Annotated in this window: 17 protein-coding genes; 4 read left to right on the top strand and 13 right to left on the bottom strand. The window is 69.5% G+C overall.

Annotated features, from left to right (window positions below):
* The 3 genes from VLK61_RS03030 to VLK61_RS03040 form a co-directional block, all read left to right on the top strand.
* On the top strand, nucleotides 1–1776 hold a 1776-nt coding region (locus VLK61_RS03030), incomplete at its 5' end, for a caspase family protein (RefSeq protein ID WP_325418160.1).
* Between the two features lie 53 nt (nucleotides 1777–1829).
* Nucleotides 1830–2414: an OmpA family protein gene (locus tag VLK61_RS03035; RefSeq protein WP_325418162.1), complete on the top strand. Its 585-nt coding sequence runs from the start codon at nucleotides 1830–1832 to the stop codon at nucleotides 2412–2414.
* Between the two features lie 9 nt (nucleotides 2415–2423).
* Nucleotides 2424–3506, top strand: a complete 1083-nt coding sequence (locus VLK61_RS03040) for a hypothetical protein (RefSeq protein WP_325418164.1) — start codon at nucleotides 2424–2426, stop codon at nucleotides 3504–3506.
* A 17-nt stretch (nucleotides 3507–3523) separates the two neighbouring features.
* On the opposite strand, the gene tagF is transcribed toward VLK61_RS03040, so the two are convergent.
* The 10 genes from tagF to tssH all read right to left on the bottom strand — a co-directional run bounded on the left by tagF (nucleotide 3524) and on the right by tssH (nucleotide 18930).
* Entirely contained in the window at nucleotides 3524–4783 is a 1260-nt protein-coding gene (gene tagF / locus VLK61_RS03045; RefSeq protein ID WP_325418166.1) for a type VI secretion system-associated protein TagF, read from the bottom strand.
* Nucleotides 4784–4828: 45 nt separating this feature from the next.
* On the bottom strand, nucleotides 4829–8389 hold the full coding sequence (tssM, locus tag VLK61_RS03050; RefSeq protein WP_325418168.1) for a type VI secretion system membrane subunit TssM: 3561 nt from the start codon (nucleotides 8387–8389) through the stop codon (nucleotides 4829–4831).
* A gap of 1 nt (nucleotide 8390) precedes the next feature.
* Entirely contained in the window at nucleotides 8391–9752 is a 1362-nt protein-coding gene (gene tssL, locus VLK61_RS03055) for a type VI secretion system protein TssL, long form (protein ID WP_325418170.1), read from the bottom strand.
* Nucleotides 9749–11089, bottom strand: a complete 1341-nt coding sequence (tssK, locus tag VLK61_RS03060; RefSeq protein WP_325418172.1) for a type VI secretion system baseplate subunit TssK — start codon at nucleotides 11087–11089, stop codon at nucleotides 9749–9751. Before tssK ends, tssL begins: the two co-directional genes overlap by 4 nt.
* A 65-nt stretch (nucleotides 11090–11154) precedes the next feature.
* Entirely contained in the window at nucleotides 11155–12663 is a 1509-nt protein-coding gene (gene tagH, locus VLK61_RS03065; RefSeq protein ID WP_325418174.1) for a type VI secretion system-associated FHA domain protein TagH, read from the bottom strand.
* A 61-nt stretch (nucleotides 12664–12724) separates the two neighbouring features.
* On the bottom strand, nucleotides 12725–13027 hold the full coding sequence (locus tag VLK61_RS03070) for a PAAR domain-containing protein (RefSeq protein WP_325418176.1): 303 nt from the start codon (nucleotides 13025–13027) through the stop codon (nucleotides 12725–12727).
* Nucleotide 13028: 1 nt separating this feature from the next.
* On the bottom strand, nucleotides 13029–13619 hold the full coding sequence (locus tag VLK61_RS03075) for a DUF6931 family protein (RefSeq protein WP_325418178.1): 591 nt from the start codon (nucleotides 13617–13619) through the stop codon (nucleotides 13029–13031).
* A 2-nt stretch (nucleotides 13620–13621) separates the two neighbouring features.
* Nucleotides 13622–15556: a type VI secretion system Vgr family protein gene (locus tag VLK61_RS03080; protein WP_325418180.1), complete on the bottom strand. Its 1935-nt coding sequence runs from the start codon at nucleotides 15554–15556 to the stop codon at nucleotides 13622–13624.
* A gap of 158 nt (nucleotides 15557–15714) precedes the next feature.
* The gene (locus VLK61_RS03085) at nucleotides 15715–16194 is read right to left on the bottom strand and encodes an Hcp family type VI secretion system effector (protein WP_325418182.1); all 480 of its coding nucleotides are present in this window, start codon (nucleotides 16192–16194) and stop codon (nucleotides 15715–15717) included.
* Between the two features lie 66 nt (nucleotides 16195–16260).
* Nucleotides 16261–18930, bottom strand: a complete 2670-nt coding sequence (gene tssH / locus VLK61_RS03090; protein ID WP_414636762.1) for a type VI secretion system ATPase TssH — start codon at nucleotides 18928–18930, stop codon at nucleotides 16261–16263.
* 38 nt (nucleotides 18931–18968) lie between these two features.
* Here tssH and tssA point away from each other — a divergent pair, with 38 nt between their 5' ends.
* Nucleotides 18969–20210, top strand: coding sequence for a type VI secretion system protein TssA (gene tssA, locus VLK61_RS03095; RefSeq protein ID WP_325418183.1), 1242 nt, complete (start codon nucleotides 18969–18971; stop codon nucleotides 20208–20210).
* 79 nt (nucleotides 20211–20289) lie between these two features.
* Here tssA and VLK61_RS03100 read toward each other — a convergent pair whose 3' ends face one another.
* From VLK61_RS03100 to tssF, 3 genes are read right to left on the bottom strand one after another with little or no spacing between them, the layout of a single operon-like run.
* A complete protein-coding gene (locus VLK61_RS03100; RefSeq protein WP_325418185.1) occupies nucleotides 20290–21822 on the bottom strand; it encodes a class I SAM-dependent methyltransferase in 1533 nt (510 codons plus the stop codon).
* The gene (gene tssG, locus VLK61_RS03105) at nucleotides 21819–22805 is read right to left on the bottom strand and encodes a type VI secretion system baseplate subunit TssG (protein WP_325418187.1); all 987 of its coding nucleotides are present in this window, start codon (nucleotides 22803–22805) and stop codon (nucleotides 21819–21821) included. The genes VLK61_RS03100 and tssG overlap by 4 nt, the downstream gene beginning before the upstream one ends.
* Nucleotides 22806–22861: 56 nt before the next feature.
* Nucleotides 22862–24691 (bottom strand): type VI secretion system baseplate subunit TssF, encoded by a 1830-nt coding sequence (tssF, locus tag VLK61_RS03110; RefSeq protein WP_325418189.1) that lies wholly within the window; start codon nucleotides 24689–24691, stop codon nucleotides 22862–22864.
* Nucleotides 24692–24710: the final 19 nt, after the last annotated feature.

A 24710-nucleotide genomic window follows, 5' to 3' on the forward strand; every position in this document is an offset into this window, starting at 1 on the left:
ACCCTGCCCGGTGATGCGGTGTCGCTGGCCGGTACTGGCGTCGGCAACTTCTCCGACCGCAACGTGGGCAACGGCAAGCCGGTGAATTTCTCGGGCTACACGCTGACCGGCAGCGACGCCGCCAACTACACGCTGACGCAATCGTCGGTGCTGTTCGCCCGCATCACCCCGGCGCAGCTGCTGTACGTGGCGACACCCGAGGTGCGCACCCTGGGCGAATCGCTCGATGGCCTGCCGGGCTCGGTGAGCGGCTTCGTGGCAGGCGATGCGCTGGCCAGTGCCACGCAGGGCACGCTGAGCTTCACGACCTCGGCCACGCCCACCTCGCCGCCCGGCAGCTATGCCGTGCTGGGCAGCGGGCTCAGTGCGCAGAACTATGTCTTCTCCCAGGCCAGCGGCAATGCCCAGGCGCTGACGCTGGCGGCCGACCTGGTGCCGGTGACGACCACCCTCATCGGCTCGGACCTTGTCGTGGAGCCGACGTTCACAACCGCCACGATCACCGCCAGCGGCAGCCGCGTGCATGCCGACGCGGGCGTCGTGGACATGTCGGGAACCGGCGCCAGCAGCGGCCGGACGGAGGCCAAGCCCAGCGGTGACTTTGCGCCCGTCAATCTGTCCAGCCTGTCCAAAGCCGAGGTGCAGGGGCTGCTGGACGGACGCCAGCTGTTCATGCAGAACCTGCTGGCCGATGCCGTCGCCAAACTGGAACGCAACCCCACGCTCGCCGACCTGCGCGAGTGCAGGACGCTGCAGGAGGCCGAACAAGGCACTTGCCTGATCACCGCCCAGCTCAAGGAGCGGCTGGCGCCGGAGCTGCGCATCGCCGGCCAGCCGGCGGTGCCGGTGCCCGCGGTGCCGCAGGCCACACCGGCAGCGCCCGCCGCGCCCTCGCTGCCGCCAGCGGCGGCCACGGCGCCCCAGGCTCCGGCTGCGCCCGCGGCGCCACCGACAGTCGCCGCAACGCCACCCACGCTGCAGTCCGCCAAACCGCCGGAGCTGCCGCTGGCCAAGCGCACCGTGCGCTCGGCGTCGCTGCCGCAGATCGAACGCAAGATCGCGCTCGTCGTCGGCGTCGACCGCTACAGCGATGCGTCGATCCCGCCGCTGAACAACGCCGTGCGCGACGCCCACGCCGTGGCCAAGGTCTTCGAGACCAAGCTCGGCTATGAAGCCATCGTGATCGACAACGCCACCAAGCCGGCCCTGGTGGCCGCGCTCAACCGCCTGGCGCTGACCGTCGGCCCGCGGGATTCGGTGGTGGTCTATTACGCCGGTCACGGCGAACTCGTGGAGACCACCAAGCTGGGCTACTGGCTGCTGTCCGACAGCGTGGCCAAGCAGCCCGAGACCTGGCTGTCCAACACCGACATCAGCCGGCTCGTGGCGCAGATCGGCGCATCGCAGGTGGCGCTGGTGTCCGACAGCTGCTACTCGGGTTCGCTGGCCTCCGAAGAGCGCATCCGTCCGCAGGCCACGCCGCCGAATCCGCAGTCCATCCTCGACCGCAAGTCGGTCGTCGTGATGTCCTCCGGCGGCAACGAGCCGGTGTTCGACGAGGGCAAGAACGGGCACTCGCCGTTTGCCTACAACCTGATGAACACGCTGGACCAGGTCTCGAACTGGCAGGCTGGCGGCAACGTCTTCGAGCGCGTACGCTTTGCCGTGGCGCGCTCGCTGCCGCAGCGCCCGCAGTACAGTGCTTCGCGGGCGGCCGGCCACCAGTCCGGGGGTGACTACCTGTTCGAGCAGCGCCAGCTCGACGCGCGCCCGTGAGGCGCAGCATCGAAGCCGCCTGCCACCTGTCCCGACTCTTGAGGAAACGCCCCATGAACCACCTGTCCCCTCCTTGCCTGCCGCGTCCTCTGCTGGGGGCGCTGGTGCTCGCCGCCGCCGGCCTGCTGCCGGTCCATGCGGCCGACCCGGTCGTGCTGAAGAACAAGGAAGTCACCGAATCGGCGCTGATTGACGCCTTGAACATCGATCCGCCGCAGGGCGCCAGCGGCGCGATGCGCGGCTTCAAGCCGGCAGCGCCCGGTGCGGCCGCGACGCCACCCAAACCGGCCGCGCCCGGCCGTGCCAACCTGCTGATCACCTTCGAGACCAATTCGGCCGCGCTGACCGGTGATTCGCAATCGGCGCTGGACACGGTGGGCAAGGCGCTGCAGTCCGACGCGCTGGCCGGCCTGACTTTCCGTGTCGAAGGCCATGCCGATGCGCGCGGCGATGCGGAGATCAATCGCAAGCTCTCGCAGCAACGCGCAGAAGCGGTGGTCGGCTACCTGGTGAGCAAGCACGGCGTGCTGCCCGAACGCCTGCAGCCCCAGGGCAAGGGTTCGGCCGAGCCCTTGAACAAGGACCGCATCGACGCCCCCGAAAACCGTCGGGTCACCATCGTCACCATCCGCGGCTGAGTGCCGCCCTTGTCGCCGACTAAGGCCGCGCGCCGGGACATGGTCCTGCGCTGGGCGCTGGCCGGCATCGCCGCGATGCTGCTGGCCTTGCTGGTGATCCTGATCGGCTGGATGCCGCAGCGCGGCGGGCCGGCGGCAGCGCCGGTTGCGGCGCAGGCTGCGGCGCCGAGCCCGGCCGCCGCGCCGGCTTCGGCCCTGCTGACGCGCTCGCTGCCTGTGGCGCAGCCGATGGTGCAGCCGTCGACATCGCAGCCGCAGCCGCAGCCGCAGCCGCAGCCGCTGAGCATTGCCGAATGGCTGGCCGGGCACTCCACCGATTGGCGGGTGGCGCGATTGCAGGAAAACGCGGCGGTGCTGGCGATCGAGTTCCCCAGCCTGGCCGCGCAAGGTGCGGCCATGAACCGCATGGCCGCCCTGCTGGAGAAGGCCGATGCCCCGCGCGACCGCGTGCTCACCGACAGCGAACTGGCCGCGCTGATCGCACGCGCCGGCGACAACTCGCAGACCTTCTACCAGGGCCATGACTACGACGGCGCCGGACTGGCGCGCTTCTACGCGCTGGTCCTGAAGCAAGGGCAGCCCCTGAACCCGCCGGAGCAGCGCCTGCGCCAGGTGCTGCTGAGCCATGGCTTGCTGGTCGACACAGCGCAGGGCCTGCGCCCCCAAGGCACGCAGGCGGTGATCACCTTCACCGCGACCCAGCCCGACGACCCGTCGACGCCGGTCGATGAAACCGTGGACGAGCGCCGGCGCGATTCCGTGCTGCGGCATGAACTCAGCCACGGCCGCTTCTACACCCGCCCGGCCTATCGCGAGCACTGCCGGCGCTTCTGGCGCGAGGCCCTCAGCGAGGCGCAGCGTGCGTCGATGCGGCGCTTTCTGGCCGGCCTGGGCTACAACCAGCGCGACGAAGAACTGATGCTCAACGAGGCCCAGGCGCTGCTGATGCACACACCGGACGTGCGGGCCTTCAACGCCGAGGCCGTGGGCATCCCGCAGGCCGAACTGGCGGAGCTGCGCACCCGCTTCTGGCGCAGCTTGCCGGCCAACGCCGACGAGCCGGCGGTCGGGGCCGCGGTGTCCGGCCGATAACGCCCCAGGCCGCTGGACTAGACTTCAACCACCAGCGCCGTCACGTTGTCGCGGGCACCGGCCCGCAAAGCCTCTTCGAGCAATTGCTCGGGCCCCTGGCCGGCGGCCAGCAGGCGTGAAATATCGCTCTCCGGCAGCGCCTTGAACAAACCGTCGGTGCACAGCAGCAGCACGTCGCCGGGCTGGATGCGGCCGGCCACCTTGTCCAGCTCCAGCGCTTCTTCGGAGCCGACCGCGCGCGTGATGACGTTGGCCTGCGGATGGGATTCGGCATCCTCGGGCGCCAGCGCACCGGCTTCCACCAGTTCCTGGACCAGGCTGTGGTCGTGCGTCACCTGGCACAGGCTGCCGTCGCGCAGCAGGTAGGCGCGGGAGTCGCCGGCCCACAGGCAGGCAAAGTGGTCGCCGCGGGCCATCAGCACCACGACGGTGGTGACCGGCATCTCGCCGTTGGTGCTGGCGGCGGCAATGCGCTGCAACTCGGCATGCACCGCGCCCAGCCGCAGCCGCACCTGCGCCAGGATTTCGGCAGCCGACAGGCCACTGGGCAGATCGGACAGCGCGGCGGCGACTGCGGCGGAAGCGACGTCGCCGGCACCATGCCCGCCGGCGCCGTCGGCCACGGCCCACAGGCCGATGTCGCCGCGGTCGACGAAGGCATCCTCGTTGCGCGTGCGCACCGTGCCGGGGTGGCTGGCGGCCCGGGCGACGAAGCGCTCGCCCCGGCTGCCGCCGCCGACCCCCGCTCCATTGCCGCCTTGAAGCAGGCTGCGGAACTGGCTCACCGTGGGCAGGGCCGACAGCTGCCAGCGGCGGCCGTCGCGCGTCCACCAGCCTTCAGCCGGAACACCATCGATAGCCAAAAAGCTGTGCCCCATGGCCGCCGAGGGCAGTGTCGCGAGCAGAGCATCGACGCTGTCGCCCTGGTCGCGCCCGGCCTGGCCCGCCTGCTCGAGCGCGGCATACCAGGCATCGTTGGGCGCCGACGCGTCGTCGGGCAGCAGCGCGGCCAGCGTCAGCGGAAACTGCCGGCCCACCGAATCCTGGCTGGTCAGCAGCACACCGGCGACCGCGCTGGCACCGCAGGCGCCTGCGCCCAAGCGAAAGCGCCACGGCGGGGCCGCCGCCCACAGCGCATCGAACTCTTGGCCCAGCGCGTCACGTGCCGCACCCAGGCCGGCCTGCAACCACTCGTCCCATGGCAGCACGAAAGACTGCGGCAACTCGCGCCGCACGAAGTCGCCATACGAAGGCAGCTTGCCGTAAACGCCAGTCATGCTGCCCTCCCCCCGTCATCCAGGTGATCGTTGTCCAGGGTCGTCTCAAGGCGTCAGTTGCGGACAGCGGAACTCGGCGAGTTCTCGCAGCGCAAAGGGGTGCACGATGGAACCGGTGCGCAACTCGAACTCGCCCGAACGGGCCCCTTGCTGCAGGCTCAGGCGCAAGCGGTCCGGCACGCTGGTGGGCTGCAGCTTGCCCCGTGCGACGAAGCGCAGCGCCGCCCAGGGCCCGTCGTTGCTCAAGGTCGAGGCTTCCCCGTCGAAGCTGAGGCTGACGTTGCCTTTCGAGGGCCATTGCAACTGCGCCGCGCGCGCACCGGCGGCGCCCGGGGCGATGGCCGTCTTGGCGCCGTCGACCTCGAGCACCGCGCCCTTCGCACCGGCGTCGAGTGACACCGGCACCAGTTCGAAGCGCAGCGCGCTGCTGGGCTGGCCGGGCAAGGCTGCGGGGAAGAAAGCATCCCGGATCGCCGCGGCGCGCTGGAACTGCGCGATGTCGGACGGCGATACCGGCGGCGGCCCGCCATCGGCCACCGCCGGGCGCCAGGGCCGCTGGCTGGTGTCGACGATCGCCTTCAGGTTCTGGTTGAAGAACAACTCGAAGGCGCCGCCCGGGCCGAACAGCCGCACGAAATCGTCCATCGGCATGTCCGGCGCGGCGGCGTCGCGGCGGAACGGGAAGCGGGTCTCGACACCCTTGCAGAACGGTGCCAGCTGTTGCGCCGCAGCCGCTGCCACCGTGGCGCGCGTGCCCCCCGCGCGCACGGCCGAGGTCGCTTGCGCCGCCGCGCTGAGCCAGCGCGACAGCGGCTCCGGCGCACGCTGCGCCTCGGCCATCAGGCGCTGGCCGGGGTCGAGCCCGGCGGCCGGTGGCGGCGCGGCGCCGCCCGGTGCGGCGGTGGCGACCTTGGCGACCTGAACGTACAACTCGTTCAGCACCGCGATCACGCCGTCGAGCGGTTTGCCCGCGGCTTCGCGCAGCGGTCGGAAATGGTCTTCGACGGTCTTGGCCACCACGCTGGCCGAACTGGTCGGCGCGGCGATGCCGATCGACTCCGCCAGCCGGCCGGCAGCGCCGGCCGTCACAGCGCCGGCGCCCGGTACGGCCGGCGCTGCGCTGGTGACCCCCTTCACCGCGGCACCGGTCACCCCCTTCACCGCGGCGGTGGTGGCCGCGGCGCCGGCGGCCACCGCCGGTGGCGCCGTGCCGGGCGAGAGCTGCTTCGCGATGCCTTGCATCAGGTCGCGCAGCGGCGAATTGGGCGCCCCCAGCAGGTTGAGTGCCTCGGCCGACTTGGTCGGACTGCCGAATGGCGCCAGCGCGATGCTGTCGAGCAGCTTCTGCCATTCGGCGATGTAGTCCTGCGCATAGAGCCGCAGCACATCGCCCTCCAGCTGCTGCGGGTTCGATGCCGCCGCGGCCGCCGCTTCAGGACCCAGCACCCAGCTCTCGGACGCGGCTTCCAGGATGCCCTTGGGCAGGCGGGGCAGGAAGCTGCGGTACAGCCCCTCCACCGTGAACAAGCCGGGCACGGCGGCTTCGGTGATCGGCTTGCCGGCCTGCAGCGTGAACAGGCGCTGGCCGGAGGGGCCCAGTGCATCGGCCGGCCGCCACGGCGCTGCGTCGGTGGCCGTGTTGCGCAGGCGCGCATACACCCGATCGGCCATCGGCAGGCGGGAGAACACGCGCCGCGCGGTGTCCACCAGCACGCCGTCCAGCGCGTAGGTGCTGAAATCCTGGCCCAGCAGGGCGTCCAGGTGAGCCATCAGCTTGTCGCGCGTGGGCGCGGCGACGGCGCCGGGATAGGCCTGCGCCCAATCTGCTGCCATCCACTCCTTGATCAGCGACGCATCGAGCGGGCCCTGGCGGCCGAGCATCAGGTAGACGCGGGTGGCCACATACAGGTAGGCCGGCTTCTGCATGCCGGCGCGGATCTGGCCTTCCAGGCGTGACAGCAGCCGCGGCAGCATCACGCGCTCGAGCGCGTGCTTGTAGGCCACCTGCCCCGCGCCGACGAGCTTGTCCTCCTGGCTCAGCCCCAGCCGGCCGCCGGCGCCCTGCGCTGCGGGCGGCAGCGCGCCCGCGCTGTCGAGGTAAGGCAAGACGCGGGACAAGTCGTCGGCGGGCGCGACGACGTCCAGCGGCAGGCCCTTCGCGCTGGTCTCGGCGGCTTCGACGGCAGCAGCTGTTTGCCGGTCCCGCGTGGATTCGATGTTCAGCGCGTACCAGCCCAGCGCCGCGCCACCGAGCAGCAGCACCACCGAGGCCGCCACGACACCGATCTGGACCAGGCGGCGGCGCCGCTCATGGCCGCGGTCGCGTGCTGCCAGCCGCGCTTCGTTGAAGACCACGTCGCGCAGCAGGCGACCCAGGAAGTAGCTGCGGCCCTTCTGCCCCATCACCGCCGCAGGACGCCGCGGATCCAACCCGAAAGCGCGCGAGAGCGCACCGGTCAGCCGGTCGATCGGCGTGCCTTCCTGGGTACCGGAGGTGAAGTACAGGCCACGCAAAAACGGCGCCGGGTCAAGCTTGGAGCCGCCGAAGGCCGCCTGCATGAAAGCGCCGAGCGGCGCTTCCAGCGACGCGAACTGCGCCGGGAAGCCGGCGATGCGCGCGCGCTGCTCGGCACCGCGTTCGGCTTGCAGCCGTTCGAGCACACGGTCCTGCAGGCGCTGCACGAGCGCGCTGAACTCAGCCGCGAACTTGGTCACCGGACCCTCGGCACCGGCCTCCGCAGCGAAGGTCATGCCCCAGACCTGGCCACGCGATTCGCGGTCTAGGTCGTCGAAGAACTCGGAGAAGCCGACCACCAGGTCGGCCTTGCTGATCAGGAAATAGACTGGAAGGCGTTGCCCGAGCTTTTGTTCGAGCTCGCGCACGCGGCGTCGCACGGCTTGCGCATGCTGCTCGCGGCCGGCGGGGTCGAGCCGGCTCAGCATGTCGGCGCCAAAAGCCACCACCACGCCGTTCAGCGGCTGGCGCGGGCGCTCGCGGCGCAGCAGCTCGAGGAAACGCTCCCAGCCGGCCTTGTCGGCCGAGGCATCGCTGTCCTGCGTGGTGTAGCGGCCGGCGGTGTCGATCAGCACCGCCTGCTCGGCGATCCACCAATCGCAGTTGCGCGTGCCGCCGACGCCAGACACCCGGCCCTCGGCCAAGGGGAAATCAAGCCCGGAGTTGCGGATGGCGGTGGTCTTGCCCGAGCCGGGCGGGCCGATCAGCACGTACCACGGCCGTTCGTAGAGGTAACCGCCCTTGCCGCCGCCGGCCGCCTTCATCGCCGCCAGCGCATCGGCCAGGCGGCCGGCCACGGCACGCTCTTCTTCGCTCGCCGCGGCCGCCTTCGCGCCGGCCTTGGCCGCCTTGTCATCGGTCTGCGTGGCGCCGGCCACCAGTGCGGCGTCGCGCTTTTGCGCGCGCCGGACCAGGAACGCCATGACGGTGAACCAGATCAGCACCGGCAGCACCGTCAGCAACAGCAGCAGCCACAGCGCGTTGATGCCCAGCGCGGGCGCGAACAACCAGATGACGACGGCCAGCAGCAGTGCACCGACCAGGCCGCACAAGCCGCGGAAGGAAATCAGGGCCGAAAGAAGCGCCTTCACGTCAACGGCCCTCGCCGCGCGACAGCACGATCTCGATGCGCCGGTTCTTCTCGCGGCCCTCGGGCGTGTCGTTCGCCGCAAGCGGCTCGGTGTCCGCGCGTCCCGCGGAACTGAAGCGCTCGGCCTGGGCCGTGGCACTGACGAGGATGGCCTTGGCCGATTCGGCCCGCGCCGCGGAGAGCTGGAAGTTCGATGGGAAGCGCACGGTCCGGATCGGTTGGTTGTCGGAATGGCCGAGCACCATCACCCGGCCGGGTTCGCTGCGCAGCGCTTCGCCGATGCGGTTGAGCAGCAGCACGAACCGAGGCTGCAGTTCCGAACTGCCGGACTCGAACATGCCGCGGGCCATGATGCGGATCATCAGGCGCTGCAGGTCGCCCTCGACGACGACAAGCCCCTCGGCAATTTCGGGCGCCAGGAACTTGCGCAGCTTGCTCACGCCGTCATCCGCTGCAGGCGCCACCGGGGCCGGCGGCACCGGTGCCGCTTCGCGCGTGATCAGCGGCGGCTTGGCCGGCGGCAGTTGCACCACGCGCTGCTGCAATGCATCGCCCCGGGAATTGACCCAGTTGGAGGCCACGATGTAGCCCACCGCCAGCAGGAACAGCACGATCGCCGCGGCCACCCACGGCGGCACGTTGCGTGCCGGCCCGCGGTGCGGCGCATCGACGCCGCGCCAATGGGGTGATAGCTCGCGCTCCCAGGCGCCGTTCACTTTGGACAATAGCTGGTACAGGCCCTCGCGGATGCGCTCCAGTTCACCGGTACCGCGGCTGTCCAGCCGGTAGCGGCCGCGCAGGCCGAGCGACAGGCACAGGTAGCAGATCTCCAGCGCCGGCAGGTAGCGGCCCGGTTCTTTCTGCATGCCGCTGAGCAGGTCGAAGAAACGTTCGCCGCTGCGCACGTCCTGGTGAAAGGTCGAACTCAGCGAGCGCGCCGCCCAGCTGCTGGACTGGCCCCAGGGCGTGGCCAGCGCGGTGTCGTCCAGCGCCGCGCACAGCGCGTAGTGCGCGGCGCGCAGTTGCTCGTCCGGCACGCTGGCGGCCCGGCAGTCGGCCTCGAAGGCCTGCAGCGCCCGCACCGCGCGGTCGCGCAGCTCCTCGGCATTGCTCACCTGGGTGGCCTGTGCCCCCGCTCCGATGCGGGCCAGCAGGTCCAGCAAGGGCGCGGCCGCGGCGGCCATCGGCGACTTGCCGACCTTGGGCAGCGCATCCGCCTCGCCGGCCAGCCGCTGTGCGGTGGCGGGCATGGGCGCGGCTGCCGCGCGCGGTGGCGTCGGAACCGCAGGCGGTGGCGTGCCACCGGCACGGCGCAGAACGGTGCGTTCGTCGTCGTCGGGTTCGCTGAACGGGTTGTCGCTCATGCGCGGATCGCCCAGAGTTCGATGTTCAGATTCGGGAACTCATCCGACACATGGATGCCGAACCCGCCGGAATTCATCATCTGCTGCCAGTGCGGACTGCCGCGGTCGAGTTCGAAGTAGGCCGAGCCGGCCTGGAACGGGATCTGCCGCGGTGCCACCGGCAAGGCACGCACGGCAATGCCCGGCAGCGAGACGTTGACCAGTTCCTTGATGTGCTCCACGGCGCCGATCTTGACCTTGTTGGGAAACAGCCGGCGCAGCTGTTCACCGGAAATGTCGGCCGACACCGTCAGCACGAACTGGCTGGCGCGCAGGATGTTGCGGTCGCTGATCATGCCCACGCGAATGCCGAACTTCGGCTCTTGCAGCGGGATGGCGACGGCATTGGTTTCGAGCACGGCCGACAAGGAGCGGCGCAGGTCGGCCACCACCGGCGCGAAGCTGCGCTGCAGGTCGTCGTGCCGATAGGCCGGGTAGACGCCGGCACGTTTGTCGGGCGCGGTGAAGGTGGCCAGTTCGCCGGCCATCTGGACCAGCGTGGCGAACAAGGATTCCGGATGCACGTTGCCCGCATCGGCCCAGTGCGCCATCAGCGGCTTCCAGCGGTTCACGGTCTGCAGCAGCAGGAAGTCGGCGATGTCGGCCACGCCGCGTGCGCCCGGCTGCCCCAGTCGGGCCGCCAGCACTTCGGCGCGCTGGCCGAGCATGCCAACCAATTCGGCCGTCAGGTTGGCCAACAGTGCGTTGGCCGAAATGCGCAGGCACGGCGGAATGAAGCGCTCATCCAGCTGCACCCGGCGGTCGGCCTGGACCTCGACAATGCGGGCCAGGCCCAGCCGCGAATAGCCGGCGAGTTCACCGCCCTCGAGCAGGTAGCGCAGCCGCAGCCGGCCGACGCTGAGCTCGGCGGCGATGGTGCTGTCGGAATGCGTGTCGAAGGCCGGGAAGTTGCGCAGCGCATAACGCGCCCGCAGTTCTTCGGGGCCGGCATCGGTGGACGTGACCTCGGGGTTGCCGTCCTGCCGCAGCGGCAAGGCCAGGTACACCACGGCATTGCGCGTGCCCTCGGGCAGGTCCAGCGGCAGCGGCGCATCGGTGCCGCCGGGAATCGAGAACGGCGTGCCGTCCTCCATCACGCCAGAGGCCGAGGACAAGGCGAAGCGTCCCGCGGCCAGCAGGTCGCGGTCGATCGACAACTCGGTCACGCCCCAGGGGTGCGGGCGCAGCGGCTCGGCCCGCGCCTGCAATTGGTGGGCCGCGTGGCGATCCTGCTGCTGGAAATGCTGTGCGCGAAGGAACATGCCCTCCTGCCACACCACCTTGTCATGCCAGGCCATTCGGCTCCTTAGCGCGGCTAGCGCGGTAGAACCGGCGCGGCCCCGCGGCCCGCCGGTCCATCAACTCAAGATTTGTCGCGTGCGACGGCTTGTTCGTAGGCCCGGGCAAACGCGGTCCCGAAGGCGCTTTCGAAATCATCCTCGAACTGCTCCAGCAGTCTCGCATGGCGGCGCTTGTAGGCTTCCCAGCGCCGCTTGTCGAGCGCGCCCGGGAAGAGCCCGCCGCCAGTCACTTCGGCTTCGATGCTGTCCGGCCCCATCTGCTCGATCAGCGCCCGCGCCGCGGCCTGCGTAGCGGCCAGCGTGGCGATCTGATGCACGGTGAGATCGCTGACCGACTCTTCGACGAAGTGCAGCGCCTTCGTGCGCGGATCCAGCAGGGTCGCCAGTGCTTGTTCATCGGACGCGGCGAACTTCAGCGGGTTGTTTTCCTTGGACCGCAGCATCGTCTGTTCGATGCGGAACTCGCGTTTCACCGAGCCCCGCGCAATCAGCAAGGCGCGGATGCCGGCGATGGCGGCATTCAACAGCGCGCCGGCATTGCGCAGCGCGGCCTCGGGGTCGGCCGCCGCACGGGCCGCCATGTCGGGCGTCAGATCGGTGCCGGCCAACAGGGCCGCGAGCGACGCCGCCATGTCGCCGCCCACCGCCAGGGGGGCAGGTGCCGACACCGGTCGCAGCGCTGCAGCCGGCGCCGCCGGTACGGGGGCAGCCTGCAGCGCTACATCGCTGGCAGCGAATGAAGCCGGTGCGCGCGCAGCTACCGGTGCCGGAGCGGGCTGACCAAAGGCCGCCATGGGCGGCGCCGGTGCCGCGACGGGTGTGTGGAACCAGTCGTCGGGCACCAGTTGTTTGCCTCCCGCTGGCACGATCGGCGGTGGCACGAACGCGTCGGAACTCGATGCGCTGTGGTCCGGCATGACGGTCGCGGCATGCGAAGCCGGCGCAAAGCCGCCCAGCACATCCACCGGATCGTCCAGCCCAGGCAGGCGCGCGGCGGCAAAGCCCGGGCGCGGCGCGTTGCCGAAGCCTTGCTGGGCATCACCGAAGGGCGGCGCCACATCGCCAAAGGGTGGCGCGTTACCGAAGGGCGGCGCACCCCCGAAGGGTGGAGCACTCCCGAAGGGCGTCGCACTCCCGAAGGGCGGCGGCGCATGGCCGAAAGCCTGTGGCGCATCGGCAAAGGGTTGCGGCGCATCCGCGAAAGGATTCGACGCCAAGTCCAGCGACGAAGGGCTGCCGACGGCGAGTGTCGCCTCTTCGATGCGCAGCTCGATCTCGTAGTCGCCGAGCAGCAGGCGGTCGCCGTCACGCAGCGGCTGCACCAGATCGCGGCCGACCGGCGCGGCCAGCGAATTGACGAACGTGCCGTTGACCGACAGGTCGCGCACCTGCCAGTTGCCGCTGTAGAACTGCAGCGTGCAATGCTTGCGGGACAGCGACTTCAAGGGGTCGGCCAAGGGCCAGTCGCACTCGGCGCTGCGGCCGATGGTCAGTTCACCGCCCTTGGCCTGGCGCTGTTGCGCGGGCACGTTGTCAGGGCTGCGCAGCACTGTGAGCGTGAGAGTTGACATTGCCTGTAGGTCGCTGCGTTGTCGCTGTTGAGTTGCTGGGGCACCGGTACCGCATGCCAGTTTATCCGCCGATCAGGACCGTCGGAAAACCCATCACGATGGTGCCGCCGTGGCCGCAGGTGTCGCCGATACGGGCCGCCGGCAGCTTGCCGACCAGCACGGTCGCACTGCCCTTCGCAATCATGTCCGGCGGGCCGACGCAGATGCACTGATCCGTAGCCCGCGCCTGCGGCAATTTGCCGGTGAGGACGGTCGGCTCGCCCTTGATGATCGGTCCGCCGACGTGCGGGATCGGCGGCACGCCCGGCGTGACCATCGGGCACACATGCATGTCCGTCAGGCGGGAAGCGGGTGGGCCGGCCATCCTAGTTTTCCTCCAGCGGGATGCGGCCGGCGCCGCCGTTGGCGATGTCGCGCGCGGCGCTCAGGAATCGTTCGAGGCGAGCCTGTGCACGCTCGGGATGGCCACGCACCGAAGCCATCACGACCGCGCCGCTGACCGCCACGCCGGTCAGGTGCTCGGCCGGCGGCACCACCGGCTGGCCTTCGGGCGCCATGCTGCCGCCGCTCCAGAAGGCGCCCACGGCGGCCCAGGCCTCCGGGCTGCGAAAGCCGGTCTTCTGCGCGGCGTCCCAGGCGGCGCGGCGCAAGGCATCGTCGGCCGGCTTGCGCACCCAGGCCTCGGCCGCCACGCGCGCAGCGGCATCGGCGGGCGGCAGCGCGACGTCGGGCACGGCGCCGGCGCACATGCAGGCCCACCACACGGCCTCACGCTTGGGCAGCGCGTGGGCCGCCAGGCGCACGGCGTCGTTGCGCAAGCCCTTGGCTTCGAGCTGCATCACACCCTCGGCAGCCGTCTGGGCACCGGCCAGCGCGCTGGCCGCCTCGGGTTCCAGTTCAAGCCGGGGTAGCAGCGGTGCCAATGGCGCGGCCAGTTTGGGCAAAGTGGCGCTCATCGTCAGTTCAGCATCACGATGCCGCCCTGCACCTGCACCATCGCATCGGCGTTGACCTGCACCATCGGCGCCTTGGTCTTGTGCATGGCCTGGGCCTCGTTGCTGATCATGATGCCCTTGGCGGTGATGCCCGCCTGATCGATCACCACGGTGTTCTGGCCGACCTTCAGCGTGATCTTCTGCATCGCCTCGAGGGTGATGCTGCCCAACTCGCACTTCACCGTCATATCACCCATCTTGATCGTGTGCGTGTCATTGCCCATCTTGATGGTCGCGGTCCGGTTGCCCTTCTCCACCGTCAAGGTGTCGTGCGAATCCTTGATCGTCGCGGTGCGGGCGTTCTGCACCGTCTCGGTACTGTCGTGGCCGATCGTGCGGTTCTCGTCGTTCTCGACTTCGACGGTGAGGTCCTTCTGCGCGTGCACCAGGACCTCCTCCGAGCCCTTCTTGTCCTCGAAGCGCAGGATGTTCGAGTCGTCGGCGCTCTCGGACTTGTAGCTGCGGGAGCGGAAGCCGCTTTGCGCACGGTTGGTGCCCGGCAGGAACGGCGGCTTGGCGTCCTTGCCGTAGACCGCGCCGGTGACCACCGGACGATCGGGATCGCCGTCGAGAAAGGCCACCAGCACTTCATCGCCCACCCGCGGCAGGAACCAGGTGCCGCCCCAGGCGCCGCCGGCCGCCTGCATCACACGCACCCAACACGAGGCGGTGTCATCGTCGGGGCCGAGACGGTCCCAGCGAAACTTGATCTTGATGCGGCCGAACTCGTCGACGTGGATTTTTTCGCCGGACGGGCCCATCACCTTGGCCGAATACAGCCCCGCCATCACCGGCCTCGCATGGCGCGGCGCCGGCATCCAGGTGCGGCTGGCGACCGACAGGCTGAGCGCGCCGGCATAGGTCTCGCTGCCGCCGGTGCCGGACCTCACGCCCGACGAGTCGGTGGCCATGTGGCGCACGGCCGTGACCACATACGGCTCCTTGTTCTCGGTGCCGTCCTCGAAGCGCACCGCGACGGACATGCGCGAACCCGCGGCAAAGCGGGGGTCGAGCGCACTGGCTGAAAAATCTTCCGACGCGGACTCCTGTTCGCCCATCGCGACCGCGGCGCTGTCCACACCGGGGCGCGTGGACATGCCGCCGGGCCATCGGAAGACCTTGCCCGCCTGCCACATCGCGGGCTCGTCGGCATAGGTGCGCGTGTTGCTGGTCTTGCTCAGCACCACGGAGGGTTGGCTGCGCTCGCCGTCCATGTCCTCGAACTGGGTCGACGCCGAGCGGGCCCGATTGGCACGCCGCCAGTCGTTCAGTTGGAAGTAGTCGTCGGTGCGATGCGCGGCAACGACGTCGCCGCCGACGAAGGCAGGGAACCCGGGCGCAGTGGCGCTGACGTGCAAAGTGTGCGCGCTTGCCGTGTGGGAGAAGTAGTACGTCATCCCGTGCTCTTCGAGCAGACGGGAAATGAAATGCAGGTCGGTCTCGTTGAACTGGGTGCAATAGACGATCGGCTGCAGCGCTGGCAGGATGCCCCAGGTCGGCGCCGGCTGATCATGCTCGCCCAGCACCGCCGTCACGATGGCCTGGACCGTCTTGTCCTGGAACACCCGGCAGTTGCGCTTGAGCCCGAGCCGCCAGATGCCGGGAACGGCTTCCAGCCGATAGACCATGCGGCCGTCGGATCCGGGGCCCAGCCGTTCGAACGCCGCCACCAGGCCGTGAAAGTGCCGCTCGATGAGCTGCCCGTCCGCCGTCTGGGTGATGCTGACCGTGATTTCCTGCGTCAGCAGATCGGCCGCGGTCAGCGAAGGATCGCTGCCGAGCACCTCGACATCGATCGAATAGGGCAAGCCGAGCTGCTCGGTGACAGCCAGGCGTGTAGCAACCAGCGCACCAGGACCCAGCGGCGAGCTGATCAAGAGAAATCGGGAATCTGACATGCCAGGCGGGTCCTGCCGATGGAACGCGGTATGCGAGCAATCATCGCGGCGTCAATCGGCGGGTGATTACCGCAGCCAAGCCGACGCGATCCGTGCCGCCGGCGCGCGCCGAATCGTCGGGCAGCAATGCCCGGACGACGGCGCCGACTCAACCCAACTCAGCCCGATTTGGCCGTCGTCAGGTCATAGATGTAGTGGCCGGTCGTGACCGCCGCGAACGCGTCGTCGACCTTGATGTACTCGTTGTCGAATTTCGAGAAGTTCAGCGAGATCGACTCGCTCGGACGGTCGCCGCCACTGCTGGTGCTGTAGCCGCTGATCATCGTGCCGGTGAGGATGTACTTCTGGAAGGCCACGTGCTTGCCATCGCCATCGGTACGCGTGATGTCGATCTTGACCTCGACGCCCTTGCCGCCGATCGCTTCCTTCAGTGCCAGGGGCGAGAACGCATCCATCGTCTTGCTGACGGTGATTTCGGAAACGCTGGGCGCGCTGGCTTCGCGCTTCGATGCGCCGCCAACACCCGAGGAGATGCCACGGCCGACGCCCCACTGGAAGCTCTGCAGTTCAATCCATTTCTCGTAGCCCGTGGCGGTGACTTCGCCGTCCATCGCGCCGTACTTCATGAAGATAGCCATGATGTGTCAAACCTTTCTTTTGTCGCCGATGTCCCCGCTCATCGCATGCTCGGCCGCGGGGACGATTCAACCGAGATCGTACTGAAAACTTCCTGTCGACGGATCCATGCCAACCTTGACGCGATGAATCTTTTCGCCCGAGGCCATGCGCGCCAACAACATCTCCGACAGCTCGGGCAGCAGTGAGCGGCTGAGGATGTTGTCGATGTTGCGGGCGCCGGATTCCACTTCCTTGCATCGCGCCACAACGGTATCAGGAACTGAATCGTCGAAGGTGAACGGAGTGCCATAAGTCTCCAGCACGCGCTTGCCAATGCTACGTAACTTCAGCAGGCAGATCCTCTTCATGATCTCGTCGCGAAGTGGGTAATAGATCACGACATTGCAGCGCCCGAGGAAGGCCGGCTTGAACACCTTCAGCAAGTCGGGCTGCAAGGCCTCGCGCAGCTGCTCGGGTTCGGGTGTCATCTCCGGGTCGGCACACAGCTTGGCAATCGTGTCGGTGCCGGCATTGCTGGTCATGATGATCACGCAATTGCGGAAGTCGATGTCCCGCCCTTCGCCGTCCTTCATCTGGCCTTTGTCGAAGACCTGGTAGAAGACATCCTGCACGCCGGGATGGGCCTTCTCCATCTCGTCGAGCAGCACCACTGAATACGGCCGGCGACGCACCGCCTCGGTCAGCACGCCGCCTTCGCCGTAGCCCACGTAACCGGGCGGCGAGCCCATCAGCAGCGAGACCTTGTGCTCTTCCTTGAACTCGCTCATGTTGATGACGGTGAGGTTCTGCTCACCGCCATACAGCAGATCAGCCACCGCCAGCGCGGTCTCGGTCTTGCCGACGCCGGAGGTGCCGGCCATCATGAACACGCCGATCGGCTTGCGCGGATCGGTCAGGCCGGCGCGGCTGGTGCGGATGGCCTGCGCAATCGCGTCGAGCGCATGGTCTTGTCCGACCACGCGTTCCATCAGCTTGTCCTGCAGCGCCAGCACGGTCTTGATCTCGTCGGAGACCATGCGGCCGACCGGTATGCCGGTCCACGTGGCCACCACCTCGGCGACGGCCTGCCCGTCGACCACCGGATGCACCAGCGGCTCTTCACCCTGCAGTTGGCGCAGCGACAGCAGCGTGCTGGCCAGGTCGCGCTTGAGCGCTTCCAGGTCCTCGGCCGGCGGCACCGGCGTGTCGGATGGCAGCAGTTCCAGCGACGCCGTCTCGGCCCGCAGGCGCAGGTCGCGGATGCTGGCGACGAGTTCCTTCTCCTGGTTCCACTGGGCGGTCAGCGTGTCCAGCTCGGCCTTGGCCTCGGTCTGCTGTTCCAGCAGCTTGGCGCGCCGGGTGTCGTGGTCGGTGCCGGTCGCGGATTCGCGGCCGATCGCCGCCAGCTCGGTGGCGATCAGCGCCAGGCGCCGCGTGCGGTCCTCGATCGGCGCCGGAATCGCGGCCTGGCTCATCGCCACCCGCGCGCAGGCGGTGTCCAGCAAGGAGACGCCCTTGTCGGGCAACTGGCGCGAGGGGATGAAGCGTGCCGACAGCTTGACCGCGTCTTCCACCGCTTCGTCGAGGATGCGCACGCCATGGTGCTTTTCCAGCGTTGCCACCAGGCCACGCAGCATCGCTGCAGCCAGCGGCTCGGACGGCTCGTCGACCTTGACCACCTGGAAGCGGCGCGTCAGGGCCGCGTCCTTTTCGAAGTATTTTTTGTACTCGGCCCAGGTGGTGGCGGCGACGCAGCGCAACTCGCCGCGGGCCAGTGCCGGCTTGAGCAAGTTGGCCGCATCGTTCTGGCCGGCCTGGCCACCGGCGCCGATCAAGGTGTGCGCCTCGTCGATGAACATGACGATGGGCGTCGGCGACGACTTCACCGTGTCGATCACCCCCTTGAGGCGGTTCTCGAATTCACCCTTGACGCCGGCGCCGGCCTGCAGCAGGCCGAGGTCGAGCGACATCAGCTTGACGCCTTTCAGGGCCTCGGGCACGTCGCCGGAAGCGATGCGCAGGGCCAGGCCTTCGACCACCGCCGTCTTGCCGACGCCGGGCTCGCCGGTGAGGATCGGGTTGTTCTGCCGGCGCCGCGTGAGGATGTCGACCATTTGCCGGATTTCGGCATCGCGCCCCAGGATCGGATCGATCTTGCCGGCCTTGGCCTGCGCGGTGAGGTCGGTGCAGAACTGGTCCAGCGGCCCACCGCCGCGCGGTGCCTCGCCGCCCGGTGCGGCCGGGCCGGCTGCCGCTGCCGCGGCTTCGGCCTGGCCACCTTCTTCGCTGCCCGCGGCCAGCTCGGCGAGGTTGCCGCGCACAGCAGCGGCCGGTATGGCCATCAAGGACGGGCAGCTGTCCCGGATCGAGCGCGACAGTGTCTCGTCGGCCAGCAAGGCCGCGAGCATGTGCCCGCTGCGAATGCGGTTCGAGCCGGCCTCCAGCGACGCGATGATCCAGGCCTCGCGCAGCCAGCTCACGATGTCCGGCGACAAGGCCGGCGCCCGGGCGTTGCCGGTGCGCAGCTTGTCGAGCGAGCGGTTGAGTTCGGCAGCGACCTTGCCGGCGTCGACACCTTGCTTGCGCAGGATCGTGGCGACGTCGCTGGCGGAGGTTTCCACCAGCTTGATCAGCACATGCTCGATCTCGACGTTGTAATGGCTGCGCGACAGCGTGAGCCCCGCAGCAGCCTCGAGCTGCCGGCGCCCAACGTCGGTCAAACGTCCTGCGAGGGACTTGAGATCTACCGCCACCATTGTCAGATCCTCCAGGGAGATTGCGAGTTAGGAGCTCGTTGAAACAGAATTTTTCGGTTCGGGGACGATATCGGATAGGCTCACGCCTGTCTACAGCACGGCCGAGTCTCAAATTGCACTCGGCACCGGCTGATTTCGCGCCCCGCCACCGCTGGCGCCGGCGACAACCTGGAGGGCAAATGGAGAGCGACTCGATTGACATCGGCCCCTTGTTGGCGCCGCTGGAAACTGGCGATCAAGGGGCGGGTCTGGACCTGCGGGCGGACTATTCGGCAAGCTCGTCCTACCAGCGCTTGCGCGATGCCCGGTCAGCGGCCCGGGCCGAAGAACGCACGCGCGACGCCGATGGCGAAAGCGAGGGTCCAGAAGCCGCCGGTTGGCGTGACATATTGACGATCGGCCAGAAGGCGCTGGCCACGCAGACCAAGGATCTCGAGATTGCGGCGTGGCTCACCGAGTCGCTGGTGCGCATTCATGGCTTGTCCGGTGCCACCGCCGGCGCCCGGCTGATCGCGGGCCTGTGCGAGGGCTTCTGGGATGCGTGTTTCCCCCAGCCCGATGAAGATGGCCTGGAAGGCCGGGCCTCGCCCATCGGTGGCCTCTCAGGCAGTGGCGCCGATGGCACGATCATGCAGGCGCTGCGCCGCTTGCCGATGTTCCGCCGGGCCGACGGCACCGGTATTGGCCTGTACCAATGGGAGCAGGCAGAGCAGGTCGCGACGCTGGACGAGGCGCGCCAGCAAGCGCGTTATGCCGCAGGCGCGCCCGAGTTCAAAACCCTCGAGGCCGAGGCGCGGCTGGACAAGGCCTATCTGGTCAGCATGGGCCGCCAGACCACCGCGGCCATCGAAGCCTGGCGTGAACTCGACCGCGTGCTCGATGCACGTTTCGGCTCCGAGGCACCCTCGATCCGCAAGGTGACGACGCTGCTCGACCGCATGATCGAGATCATCGGACGGCTGGGCGGCGTGGTGGCCGACGCAGGGCCCGAGGAGGCCGCTGCCGCCGTGGTCGATGCCGGCAGCAACACCGGTGCCGCCAGTGGCGCAAGCGCCGGCGGCGGCGCGCTGCAAACACGCGACGGTGCCTTGCGCGAGCTGGACCGCATTGCGGAGTACTTCCGTCGCACCGAGCCGCACTCACCCTTGGCCTATACGCTGGAAGAAGCGGTGCGCCGCGGCCGGATGAGCCTATCGGAATTGCTGTCCGAAGTGCTGCCGGATGCCGACGTGCGCAATGCCATGCTGCAGCGCTTGGGGATCAGGCCCGAGAGCCAGTGAGCTGGCGTCGCGCCGCGTGGGAACGCGGCGCGGAACGCTCGTCAGGCGCCGGACCAGCCTTCCTCCGCGACGGCCTGACTCACACGATGTGCATCGCGCGCCACACCGGACCGCACTCCTCCAGCAAGCGCGCGACAGTCGACTCGAGTTCCGCCATCACGTCGGACGATGGCGGCGGCCCCGGCGGCAACAGGCGGCGTACCAGCGCGGGTGCATCCTGCCGGCCCTGGCGATCCGCGCCGGATTGGGCCATCAAGCGTGCGATGGCCAGTCCCAAGGGACTCACCGGCAAGCCACCGCCCAGTGCGGGCGTGGCCAGGCCCATTTGCCCGGTGCCGATGCCGAACGGGGCCAGCCGCTCGGCAGCCACGGCGTTCAGCCGCCTGGCAGCGGCGACCGCGTCGGCCCAGTCCGCGCCGGCGCCAGGCTGACGCCACAAGGGCACGGCACAACCCGAGCCGATCAACAAGGCGATCAGTTCGGCCGGCGTGGCGTTGCCGCAGCCCGGCAAGGCGCGCAGCGCGCCGATGCTGCGCGGCCCCTCGGCCAGTGCCGACCTGACCGAATCGATCAGCAGCGGCGGCAGCGCGGCATCGCCGGCCTGCGCCTTCAGCACGACCTCGCCCATCGCATGCGGGGCCGCTGCGACCCACAGCGCATCGACCGCCGCGTCCCGCGACACGCGGCGCAAGCCGCGCACATACAGGTCGCGCCGGAAGGCACGCGGCACGCACAGATCGAAGATCAATTCCCGGGTCGCCGTGTCGGGCGCCTCTTCCCACAGTTCACGCTGCGCAGGCGACAGCGACATCTGAAGAAAGTTCTCGTCGATGGTGGCGCTGCCCACGTATTCGCAGCGTGCCGTGGCCATCGATGTCGCCACGTCGGCGTGAAAGCTGGGTCGCCAGTGTTCGGTCTGGAACTCGTGCATCAGATAGCCGGGCCGCGCGCCCTTGATCTCGCCCAGCAGCGCGCGGCGCCACGTCGACTGCTGCAGATGCGGCGCTTGCGCAGCGACGAGCCGCTCGACCAGCTTGGTGGCCTGCGCCACGCCTGCCGTGCTGTCGCCCGCAGCCTGCATCGGCCCACGAACCAGGCGCGCCAGACCCAGGCCGCCGGCCGCACCGGGCAGCGCGTTGTAGCTCACCAGCGCCAGGCCTCCCGGCTTCAGGCGGCGCTGCAACAGCCGCAGCACACCTTCGCGCACCGGATCGGCGACCCACGACCAGACGCCGTGCACGGTGATGAGATCGAACTCGGGCAGACGGTCCAGTGCTTCGTCGTCGAGTTCAGCCAGGTCGGCCTCGATGAAGCGCAGGTTGTCGATCGCCGCCGCGGCCGCCATGCTGCGCGCCTCGGCGATGTGCGCCGGGTTGTAGTCCAGCCCGATCACCTGCCAATTCGGATTGCCGGCGGCCAGCATGTGGGAGGTGTAGCCGGTGCCGCAGCCCAGTTCGGCAATGCACAGCGGCGTTTCCGGTCCAACCTCCCAGGCCACGCCCATCAGCGCGCAAATGACGCGCAGATGGGCCGGCGACTGGAAGTGATGCCAGGAGGCCGGATAGCTCTCGCTGACGGGGTAACCACGAGACCAGGAGGTCTGCTCACTCATGTCGATTCATTCCCTGAAGTCGAAGGCGCCATGGGGCGCAATACCGCATCGCCGGCTGCATGCTGTCGTGGACGGGGCGCCGTCAGCCAACTGGTCCAGCCCAGCTGCGCCGAGCCTGTGCCAGGCGCACCCAGCTTCAGTGGCGGCACTTCGGCGGCGGCCAGCACCGGGTTGAGAGCGAAGTCCTGCTCCAGCCCCACCTGCAGACGCGTCAGCTCGACCAGGCGCGTGTGCAGCGCGGCGCCGGGCAGCAAGGACCGGAAGTCCGACAGCGACAGTGGGCCCAGGTTGACCAGGAAGCGCGCCGCGGGGTCCCAGAACTGCAGGCCGACCGCTGCATCGGTGCCCAGTTGCACATGGCGGCCCGGCAGGCCCGGTGCCGACAGCCGCGATTGCTCTGCCGGCGGCAAGCGCAGCCAGCCGCCGGCGAACTCGATGATGCGCACGTCGTTGCCCGTTTCTTCGGACAGCATGCCGCGCAGGCGCTCGGCGCTGCGCGCGCGGGAGGACAGCCCGCCCGCGTGGTACAGCAAGGCCTGCAGCGGCGTTGCCAACGCGCTGCTCAGGTGCGGCGTGCCCAGGCCGATGGCCGCGGCCAGCACCTGTTCCGCCTGCCGGGGGCTGCGCGTGGGCCGGTACTTGGCACCGGCCTTGACGTACAGCCCGGTGAAGCGGCGCGAGATCAGGTCCAGGAACGCATGCAGCGCCGTGGAGCGCTTGCGCGACTCGCCATCGACCCAGGCGGTGTAGTGCCGCGGCAGCACACCGCCGGGGCCGATCAGGCCGAAGGTCGGGGTCACCAGTTCGGTGACGAGCTCGGCTTCGGGCGGCAGCGCATGGGCCACCTCGCCCCCCGGCGCGCCGAGCCGCGAGACGGTGCGAAAGGCGATGTCCGCCGGGTCCTTGCCAGGCGCCACGACCGCGGCCGCCTGGTCGAGCGTGAAGCGTGCGGGTTCAAGCCGCAAGCGCTCCATCGGGCTCATCGCGCGGTTCGGCCCCGGCTTTGACGCGGGCTTTGGCGGCGGGTCGGACGCCTCGCTCACAACAGCACCCGCGTGCCGCTGCGGGCCGGCCAGGTGGCGACGCTGCCGCTGCGCCCCCGCAGATAGACCGAGGTCCTGACAAAGCCGTTGATCGACACCTGCAGCGCAAAGAAGCGTTCGAGCACGCCCGCCAGCAAGTACAGGCCGCCCGCGGTCCAGGCCTGCGGCTCGAAGGTCAGTGCCAGGTCGATGCCCCGCGCGAAGCTGCCGGGGCGGGCATCGGGCAGGCGCGCCACGCCCGGCGTTGCGTTGACCGACACGATGCCGTCGAGCGCCAGCCGTGTTTCCGGCGTGTCACGCAGGTCGTGCAGCCGAAGCATTTCGCGCAGCGCCATCGCCGCCTGCGGGCCGCCTGTCACGCCCAGGTGGTTGAGCGCCAGGTGCGACACCAGCCGCCACCCGCTGCGTTCACGCAGCTGGGGCCGCAGCGTGGCCGTGGGCGGTGCCAGACACTCGACGCCACCGGCCGGCGCTGCCGGGTCGGTGATGCGCATCGTCGGCTGGCCGCCGCCGAAGGGCAGCAGCGACGGCAGGTCGCGGTTGCAGCACAGCGTGTCGATGCTGAGCACACCATCGGCGGGCAACGCCGGATCGAACTGCGGATCACGCAGCATCAAGCGCGTCTCCGTGCCGCCCAGGATGGCCGGTGCGGCCCGGCGCGAAGCGAGCCAGCTCAGGCCGTCAGCGTCTTCCTCCGCGCCTTCTTCATGCTTCAGGCGCTGGAAGTGCGGCACCTTGCGCGGCTGCGGCGCATCGGGGCGACTGAAGCGCACACCCTCCACGGCATAGACCTCGAGCGCGGCCGGGCGCCGCGCGTCGGGCACCACCAGCCATTCCGATTGCGTGCCGTCCATCGCCACCGGCTCGGCCGGATGATCGAAGAGGTTGACGACCGGCGTGGCACCGAGCACGAAGTTGTCCTCGCTGACGCTACGCTCCAGATCGCCGCTGGTGCGCGACAGGTAGATGTAGACCTCGAGCGCGCTGCCGGGGTGCACCATGCTGCGTGCCTCGAGCCCGGAGAGTTCGATGTACAGAAACTTCTCTGGAAACGCGAAGTACTCGGTCAGCAGGCGATGACCCGAAAACGCCCGCTGCGGCCACGGCAGCGCGGCCTCGTGCGATTCGAAGCCGACCTGGGCCAGGGCCTCGCGCGGCAGGAAGGTGGGGCGCGGGTCGGCCGGCCCGTCGGCCAGCGCGATCGACAATGTCGAGGTGCACAGCAGCTCAAGCAACTGCGTCGCCGTCGGGCCGGTGCCGCGCAAGTGCAGGCGCAGCCGGTCCAGCCCCAGGTCGATGAAGCCGAGGCCGGGCACCGTCGTCACCAGGCTCAGCCGCAGCACGGCGGCCGCGCGCGGCGCGTGGGGATTCGGCGGGGCCGGCAAGGGCAAGCCGGCCAGTCTGGCCTTGTCGATCGCGACCGGCCACAACACCGTCTCGTGGCAGGTCTGGTACTGCAGGGCCTCGCCGCGTACTGGTTGTGTTAGCAAAGGCGTGCCGCGGGCCACGCGGGACGGGCCGGTGGCCTCCGGCTTGGCGCGCAGCTGCACCGTGGTGAGCGAAGGCACCGGCGCCAGCAGATGCGGGCACAGCAGCTCCAGCAGCGCATCGGACAACTCGGGCGAATCGTCGTCGAGCCGGTGCTGGACGCGCGCCGCCAGGAACGCAACACCCTCCAGCAGGCGTTCGACATGTGGATCGTCGACCGCGTCGGCGGTGATCCGCAGGCGGCCCGCGACCTTCGGATTCGCCGTGGCGAACTCACCCGCCAGCTTGCGTATCGCAGCCAGTTCGCGGTCGTAGTACGGCAGCAGTGCGTCAGCCATGGTCAACAGGCCAGGTCAG

The organism is Aquabacterium sp., from assembly GCF_035476535.1.
Taxonomy (GTDB): domain Bacteria; phylum Pseudomonadota; class Gammaproteobacteria; order Burkholderiales; family Burkholderiaceae_C; genus Pseudaquabacterium.

Coding starts and splice junctions, on each gene's coding strand:
- VLK61_RS03035 (WP_325418162.1), top strand. CDS start 1,830: ATGAACCACCTGTCCCCTCCTTGCCTGCCGCGTCCTCTGCTGGGGGCG.
- tagF (WP_325418166.1), bottom strand. CDS start 4,783: ATGACTGGCGTTTACGGCAAGCTGCCTTCGTATGGCGACTTCGTGCGG.
- tssL (WP_325418170.1), bottom strand. CDS start 9,752: ATGAGCGACAACCCGTTCAGCGAACCCGACGACGACGAACGCACCGTT.
- tssK (WP_325418172.1), bottom strand. CDS start 11,089: ATGGCCTGGCATGACAAGGTGGTGTGGCAGGAGGGCATGTTCCTTCGC.
- tagH (WP_325418174.1), bottom strand. CDS start 12,663: ATGTCAACTCTCACGCTCACAGTGCTGCGCAGCCCTGACAACGTGCCC.
- VLK61_RS03070 (WP_325418176.1), bottom strand. CDS start 13,027: ATGGCCGGCCCACCCGCTTCCCGCCTGACGGACATGCATGTGTGCCCG.
- VLK61_RS03075 (WP_325418178.1), bottom strand. CDS start 13,619: ATGAGCGCCACTTTGCCCAAACTGGCCGCGCCATTGGCACCGCTGCTA.
- VLK61_RS03080 (WP_325418180.1), bottom strand. CDS start 15,556: ATGTCAGATTCCCGATTTCTCTTGATCAGCTCGCCGCTGGGTCCTGGT.
- VLK61_RS03085 (WP_325418182.1), bottom strand. CDS start 16,194: ATGGCTATCTTCATGAAGTACGGCGCGATGGACGGCGAAGTCACCGCC.
- tssH (WP_414636762.1), bottom strand. CDS start 18,930: ATGGTGGCGGTAGATCTCAAGTCCCTCGCAGGACGTTTGACCGACGTT.
- VLK61_RS03100 (WP_325418185.1), bottom strand. CDS start 21,822: ATGAGTGAGCAGACCTCCTGGTCTCGTGGTTACCCCGTCAGCGAGAGC.
- tssG (WP_325418187.1), bottom strand. CDS start 22,805: ATGAGCCCGATGGAGCGCTTGCGGCTTGAACCCGCACGCTTCACGCTC.
- tssF (WP_325418189.1), bottom strand. CDS start 24,691: ATGGCTGACGCACTGCTGCCGTACTACGACCGCGAACTGGCTGCGATA.